The following is a 6,714-nucleotide window of genomic DNA, read 5'->3' on the forward strand; positions in this document are numbered from 1 at the left end:
AGTTTCATCATCCCGAATTGCCATCAGCAACCTGCCAAAACGTCCACTAGTTAACCAACGACAAAGTAGATACACTAAACCCAACAAGATCACAGTAGTAATATAAAAACCTCGTTGAGCATTCGGTGAACTAGCCAATACTCCAAAAATCTTTTCCGTATCAGTTTTTAGACCATTTGTGCCATTGATTAATTCTTGCTGACCATTAAAAAAGTTATAAAAAACTAATAAAGCAGCCTGAGTTAAAATTGAAAAATAAACCCCTTTAATACGATTACGAAATACTAAATAACCAATCAATCCTGCTACAATTCCAGGAATAATAATTAGTGCCAAAATTGTCACAGGAAAAGAATAAAAAGGCTGCCAAATCCAGGGTAATTTTTCAACTCCATAAAGCGTGAAAAACTCTGGTATTTTACCTTCAGGTATTTGTAGATTGAGGTGCATCGCCAAAGCATAGCCACCCAAGGCAAAAAAGATGCCATGACCTAAGCTTAGTAGACCTGTATACCCCCAAATCAGGTCTATGCCCAAGGCAACAATTGCTAAAGACAAAAATCGTCCTACTAAACGTAATCTAAAAGCAGGTATAACTACAGGTAAAATCACTGCCAAGATAACAAACAAGGCAATAACTATACTAGTTTCGATAACTTGATTTTTGCGTTTTCTCTTCTTAGTTTGAATACCAGTTTCACTGTTCATTACTAATTACTTATGTCAATTTATTAAAGCTCTGCTGTTCTACCTTTTTGAGGAAATAATCCCGCAGGTTTTATTTGTAAGAAAATAATAATTAAGGCAAACACCATCACCTTAGCCATGCTGCTAGAGGCAAAAAAGAAAAAGAAATCGAGGAGTGATTGAGGAGCTTTGAGATTAGTTAACACCAATGCTAGAGTTCCCGAACCAATCAGATAATTTAAAATCCCAATTCCCATCGCTGCGAGGATAGCGCCTAGTAAATTGCCTACCCCACCGACAACTACAACCATAAAGGTATCAATAATGTAATTTTGTCCTGTATTTGGTCCAACTGAACCGAGTAAACTCACGGCGCATCCAGCAATCCCAGCTAATCCTGAACCCAAAGCAAAAGTTAGAGCATCCACCTGGGCAGTCGGTATACCCAAACAAGAACTCATCGTACGGTTTTGAGTAACAGAACGAATTTTAAGACCCCAGGTAGAACGCTGTAAAAACCAGTACACGGCAACTAAACAGAGAATAGTTAAAGCAATAATGAATAAGCGCACATATGGCATCTGAAAACCCAAAGCATCCGTACCGCCCCGTAACCAAGCAGGAGCAGTAACGTCAACATTTCTAGCACTAAACCAGGCTTTAGATAGAGCAGAATTTTTACTAAGTAAAAAGTAAAATGCGATCGCAATTGCTGCACCCAAAGGTAATAATAAGGCAATAGCTTTAGCTTCAATTCTGGGCCAATTGGTTCGGCTTTTGACTAACTGTATACCACCAAAAAACAAAAGACAGAAAATACCTAGAGATATTACCAATAACCAGCTAACACTCCGCACAAACTGCTGCAAAATCAAACTAACTCCCCAAGTAGCCAGAAGTGTTTCTAATGGTCGCCCGTAGAGAAAGCGAATAGCTCCCCTTTCTAGGATTATGCCGACAGCAGCGGAGACAATAAAAGCGACAGGAATTGCCGCAATAATATAAAAATCAAACCAAGGATCGCCAAAAATTTTAAAAATGTTTTGAACCACGAATGTGCTATATGCACCTAGCATGATCAATTCTCCATGAGCTAGGTTAATTACTCCCATCAGTCCAAAAACAATTGCTAAACCCAGGGCAGCAATTAATAATACTGAACCAATACTGATACCGTTAAACAAGCCTTCTAGTAATGTAGACACATTCTCTCTCTATTTTTTGCTATTTTTTTTCTCTATTCTGTTGAGAAGCAATATTTATTTTATTGAACAATTTGTAGCCAACTTTAGATTTATTCTCTTCTGTTTTCTGTATCTAATGATGCCAGGAAAAAAAACTTCAAACCTAATTAAATATTTAACTTTTAAGAGATGGTTTTAAAACCCCGTCATTGATGACGATTAGGGGTTAAAGGTAAAGGATTAATTTTTCCCTTTAACCTTTTCCCTACGAATCACCGACCGACGCGAAGCTAATCCTTTAGGGCTTTTAAGGCGGTGAGGAGTCAATAGAGCAATACGCACTTGTATTAAGACACTTATTACTCGTTACTCGTTACTTGTCACTTACGAGCAAGAAACTTTAATATGTCCTAACCTCATCTTGTACGGCTATACTTTATACTTTCCACCTTTATTAGGATCGGTCCAGTCACAGGCAAAGCCTTTAGTTTCTTTAACAAACTGATTCCAAGGAATAGGCTTAAGAGGACCCTCCGTTGACCAAACAATATCAAACAGTCCATCATCACGAACTTCTCCAATACGCACTGTTTTAGAAATATGATGATTAGGCTGCAATGTCACCTTCCCTTCTGGGGCATCAAATTCTTGTCCCACTGCTGCTTTGCGAACGGCTTCCATATCTTCTAAGCTGCCCGCTTTTTCGACGGCTTGTTTCCAAAGATAGACCATAATATATGCAGCTTCCATCGGGTCGCTCGTGACTCGATCATCTCCATATTTGGCTTTAAAAGCAGCAACAAACTTTTGGTTGGCAGGACTTTCAACGGTTTGATAATAATTCCACGAAGCATAGTGTCCTTTCAAATATTCAGGACCAATCTGTTTTACTTCTTCTTCGGCTACACTGACAGACATGACAGGATACTTGTCAGGAGTCAATCCTGCCCCTTGCAATTGCTTGAACAAGGAAACATTACTGTCACCATTTAGGCTGTTAAAGATTACACCACCATCAGGTAATGCAGCTTTGATTTTGGCAATAATGGGGGTCACTTCCGTATCTCCTAGAGGGAGATAATCTTCTCCAGCAACAGTACCACTCTTAGCTTTCAATTGCTCTTTGATAATTGTATTAGCTGTACGGGGAAAAACGTAATCTGAACCAACTAAGAAAAAATTCTTGCCTTTATTTTTTAATAGCCAATCTACTGCGGGTTCAATTTGTTGGTTAGGTGTTGCACCTGTATAAAAAACATTTTTAGAGCATTCTTGTCCCTCATACTGAACGGGATACCATAACATATGGTTTTTAGACTCAAATACTGGCAACACCGCCTTACGACTGGCAGATGTCCAACAGCCAAATACCGTAGCTACTTTATCTTGATCGATTAATTTAGCTGCTTTTTCAGCAAAGGTAGGCCAGTCTGAAGCACCATCTTCCTGAATTGGCACAATTTGCTTACCTAATACCCCTCCCGCTGCATTAATCTCATCAATTGCCAGCATCTCAGCATCAACTACGGTGGTTTCACTAATCGCCATCGTGCCACTAAGAGAGTGGAGAATACCCACTTTAATTCCATCTCCATCAGCAGCAGTAGCGTCCGTACTACCACTATCAGGTTGAGCAGCCTGGTCGCCACTTTCTCCATCACCACCGCCACTAGCACAGCCTTTTAAAAGTAAGCTGGCTATAACTCCTGTAGAACTATAGAGTAAAAATTTGCGTCTTCCCAAGTTTGACATAATCTTCTTTAATTTGTTAATTCTTTATAAGTGACCGTAATTTACCTGATAATTCAAAGTATTTCTGCTTGAGAAGAAATTGTACTCTCCAATACAAAAAAAAAAGCAAGCAAATATACAAAATAAAAGTCCATTTTAGTCATCTAACCGAAGCTAGATTCCACTATAGAGCATATGTAGTAATTAATTGAGTTAAATTGCTCGAAAACTTTTGAATTTTATATTGTGAAGCGATATTAAGCAAAAGTAAAGGAAAATAATAGACTTGCTATCCAATATTTAGTCAATCAAAAATTGGACTAGTACTAATACTCAATCTACATCTCCTAAATCTGCTGAGAACGATGATGATAACAGCAGCAAGAATAAGCTTTATTGATGGTGGCTACTGTTACCTGGCAAGATGAACGCTTAGAAATATCACTCCATTCAATCGCGATCAGTGTCACAATCAAGACTCCATAAAAATTAGTTGTACCAATTCTCGCGTACTAGCTAAATAATGAAATAGTTACTTATAGAACCATGCAACAAATATTGAGTATTCTTAGTTTAATTCCTGGCTATTTAATTTTTTTGGCAATTGTTCTGGTAATTTTGCCGACCATTGCAGCTATTCTCCTCCGCTTTTGTTTATATCGACATCTAAAGTATTTAGCAGTCAGAGCGCGAAGGTTGTTAGGGGGAGCTAAACAAGAGTCTACACCTAAAATGATTACTGCATTAGAACAGAGATTAGCCGATAGTAATCTTAATCTAGATCAGCTAAATACAGCTGCGGTGATTGAAGGGACATATAGTCACGAAAAGTTTTATTTTCTAGGGTTAGCTTTAAACTGTGATTTTATCGATAGCTTGTGTCGAATCTTACCAAACTTATTACTTTCATTTGGTTTATTAGGTACATTTTTAGGTATTACCTTTAACTTGTCTAGTTTGAGTCAAACTATCACCCAAATCGATATTAATAATGTCAGAAACTTAGTCGAAGAATTGAATCGCCCTTTGCAAGGAATGGGAGTAGCTTTTACTACAAGCTTAGTGGCGATCGCCTGTAGCTCTCTATTAACAGTATTAAACTTATTTTGGAATACTCAAGTCGCCAAGGTTAGTTTACTCAGCTCTATTGAAGATTATATTGATAATATTTTCTTGCCCAAAATTCAACCTGTTAGTTCTTTAGAATCAGCCATTAGTCAATTTAGCCAAGACTTTGACGGCATGGTGCATAAATTGGGTAATACTATTGAAGAATCAATGACCAAAGCCTTAAGCAAAATTCATCATAGTGCCGAAACCTTTGAACATGCTGCCAACATTATTGATAATAGTCAATTTCCTGACAAGCTCGCCTCAGCAACCAATCATTTAGCGATCGCGCAAAATCAATTTTCTCAATCTTCTCTAGTATTGCAAAAATCAACTCAATCTTTTGAACATAATTTAGTTTCCATGCAAAAACTAACGAAAAAGTTATTGGAATTAAATCAAAAAGTAAACAATATTGAACAGCAGTATGGAACTTTAGTTAACCTGAATCAAGAAAAAAATATAATTGAGCAGTCAGGTTTAAAAGAAATTCAACAAGAGCTATCAAAATTAATAATCCAGATCAATAAAAAGTAGTTAGTAGTTAGTAGTTAGTTATATGTCCAAGAAACGTAAGCTACGCAGCCATGAAGCGATAGAAAGTTTAAACGTTTGGCCTTCTTTTACCGATCTGATGGCGAATGCCTTCATGATCATTAGTTTATTTTTATTGTTGGCTTTATTTAAATCACTGTTTTTAAAATATGCTGCCGAAGAAAGCGAACAAAACTTGAGCGACACGGAAAGACAGGTGCGTCTCTTGCAGCGCGAAATAGCTACTTTGGAAAACGAATTAGGCGAAAGTACTTCTAATGTGCGCCAGCTTAATCGAGCCTCTGCACAATTGAGACAATTGCTGCTAAGTAACAATGAACAAAGTCGTAGTCGCGTAGATATTTTACAGTCAGAAATAAAACGCTTGAAATCTGCGCCTCCTGTTGTGGTGATTCAAGATTCAGGCGGATTTCAATTTGATTCAGGTAGTGCAGCTTTGCCTAATAAGTTAAAAAATTATATTTCGCAAGATTTAGTTGATCGGATTGAAAAAATTAGTCAACAGCGCAGTCTTTATGTCGTAGAAATCATTGGACATACTGACGGTCAGATTAATTTTAGTAATGGTAATCTAGATCAACAGTTAGAAGAAGTTGCTCAAGGAAAACTTCCTGTAGAAAGTCTCAAAGCTGGATCTAATGCAGACTTAGGTTTAATGCGTGCTTTAGAAGTGGTTAAGCAGCTGCAAATAGTGCAAGAGCAAACAGGCAGACTGGATGGCGTGCAGTTTAGGGCTTATTCTGCAGCGCAGTTACAGTTACCATCAGGCGAATTTGCTTTATCCAACCGAAATCCCGATGCTAACCGTCGCCGAATTGAAATTCGCTTTTCTCCTCTAGGAAAAGCGGAAACAGTGAGCAATAAATAATTAAATAATTAGTTGCTCAAAGGTCTATTAACTTTGCCTAAGCTAGGTAAACTTGAATAAAGGTCTCGATCTACAATTGAAGCAAATCTCAACACCATTTTAGAGGGCAACTAATGAGTAACTTGAATTTGACCAACGGTCACCCGCAGGCACCTTCGTTTTATGGAGGTGTACGGGTGACTGATGACCTGTATTGGACACCTCAAGCTCATGCAAAGCTAAAAATGATTCCTTTCTTTGCTCGCCCTCAAGCCAGGCAAAAAATAGAAGCGATCGCCCGTGCAGCAGAATTAGAAGAAGTAACCGCAGAAGTTGTTGAACAGGCTAGAGCTAAGTTCGGACAATAACAACAAAGTACATATAACCTAAGCTTATACTAGCAATCATTAAGACTAATGTAACAATACTTGATATTTACAGAAAAGTTAGTTAATATAAGTACATAAGACAAAGAAACACATCATTTTTATATAGTTTCCAGTCTGGCTCTAGCAATAGAGTAAACCTAGACAAATAAATAACACGCAATCATAAATACAATGACAACAACTTTACAACAGCGCGAAACACGCGGTGCTT

6 protein-coding genes and 1 pseudogene are annotated in these 6,714 nt (G+C 37.7%); 3 read left to right on the forward strand and 4 right to left on the reverse strand.

The window, feature by feature from the left end; genetic code table 11:
* From C7B62_RS23530 to C7B62_RS26965, 4 genes and pseudogenes are all read right to left on the reverse strand, one after another.
* A pseudogene (locus C7B62_RS23530) lies at positions 1-708 on the reverse strand (urea ABC transporter permease subunit UrtC); the annotation flags it as partial.
* Between the two features lie 23 nt (positions 709-731).
* A complete protein-coding gene (gene urtB / locus C7B62_RS23535; protein ID WP_106243353.1) occupies positions 732-1,892 on the reverse strand; it encodes an urea ABC transporter permease subunit UrtB in 1,161 nt (386 codons plus the stop codon).
* 408 nt (positions 1,893-2,300) lie between these two features.
* Positions 2,301-3,623, reverse strand: coding sequence for an urea ABC transporter substrate-binding protein (urtA, locus tag C7B62_RS23540; protein WP_106243357.1), 1,323 nt, complete (start codon positions 3,621-3,623; stop codon positions 2,301-2,303).
* A gap of 326 nt (positions 3,624-3,949) precedes the next feature.
* Complete coding sequence (locus C7B62_RS26965; RefSeq protein ID WP_255414090.1) at positions 3,950-4,072, reverse strand: hypothetical protein; 123 nt, start codon at positions 4,070-4,072, stop codon at positions 3,950-3,952.
* 76 nt (positions 4,073-4,148) lie between these two features.
* Here C7B62_RS26965 and C7B62_RS23545 point away from each other — a divergent pair, with 76 nt between their 5' ends.
* From C7B62_RS23545 to C7B62_RS23555, 3 genes are all read left to right on the forward strand, one after another.
* Complete coding sequence (locus C7B62_RS23545) at positions 4,149-5,249, forward strand: hypothetical protein (protein ID WP_106243361.1); 1,101 nt, start codon at positions 4,149-4,151, stop codon at positions 5,247-5,249.
* A 22-nt stretch (positions 5,250-5,271) separates the two neighbouring features.
* Positions 5,272-6,135, forward strand: a complete 864-nt coding sequence (locus tag C7B62_RS23550; RefSeq protein WP_106243368.1) for a flagellar motor protein — start codon at positions 5,272-5,274, stop codon at positions 6,133-6,135.
* Between the two features lie 176 nt (positions 6,136-6,311).
* Entirely contained in the window at positions 6,312-6,482 is a 171-nt protein-coding gene (locus tag C7B62_RS23555) for a PCP reductase family protein (protein WP_370304171.1), read from the forward strand.
* Positions 6,483-6,714 lie beyond the last annotated feature (232 nt).

It is taken from the genome of Pleurocapsa sp. CCALA 161 (assembly GCF_003003995.1).
In the GTDB taxonomy this organism is placed as follows: Bacteria; Cyanobacteriota; Cyanobacteriia; order Cyanobacteriales; family Xenococcaceae; genus Waterburya.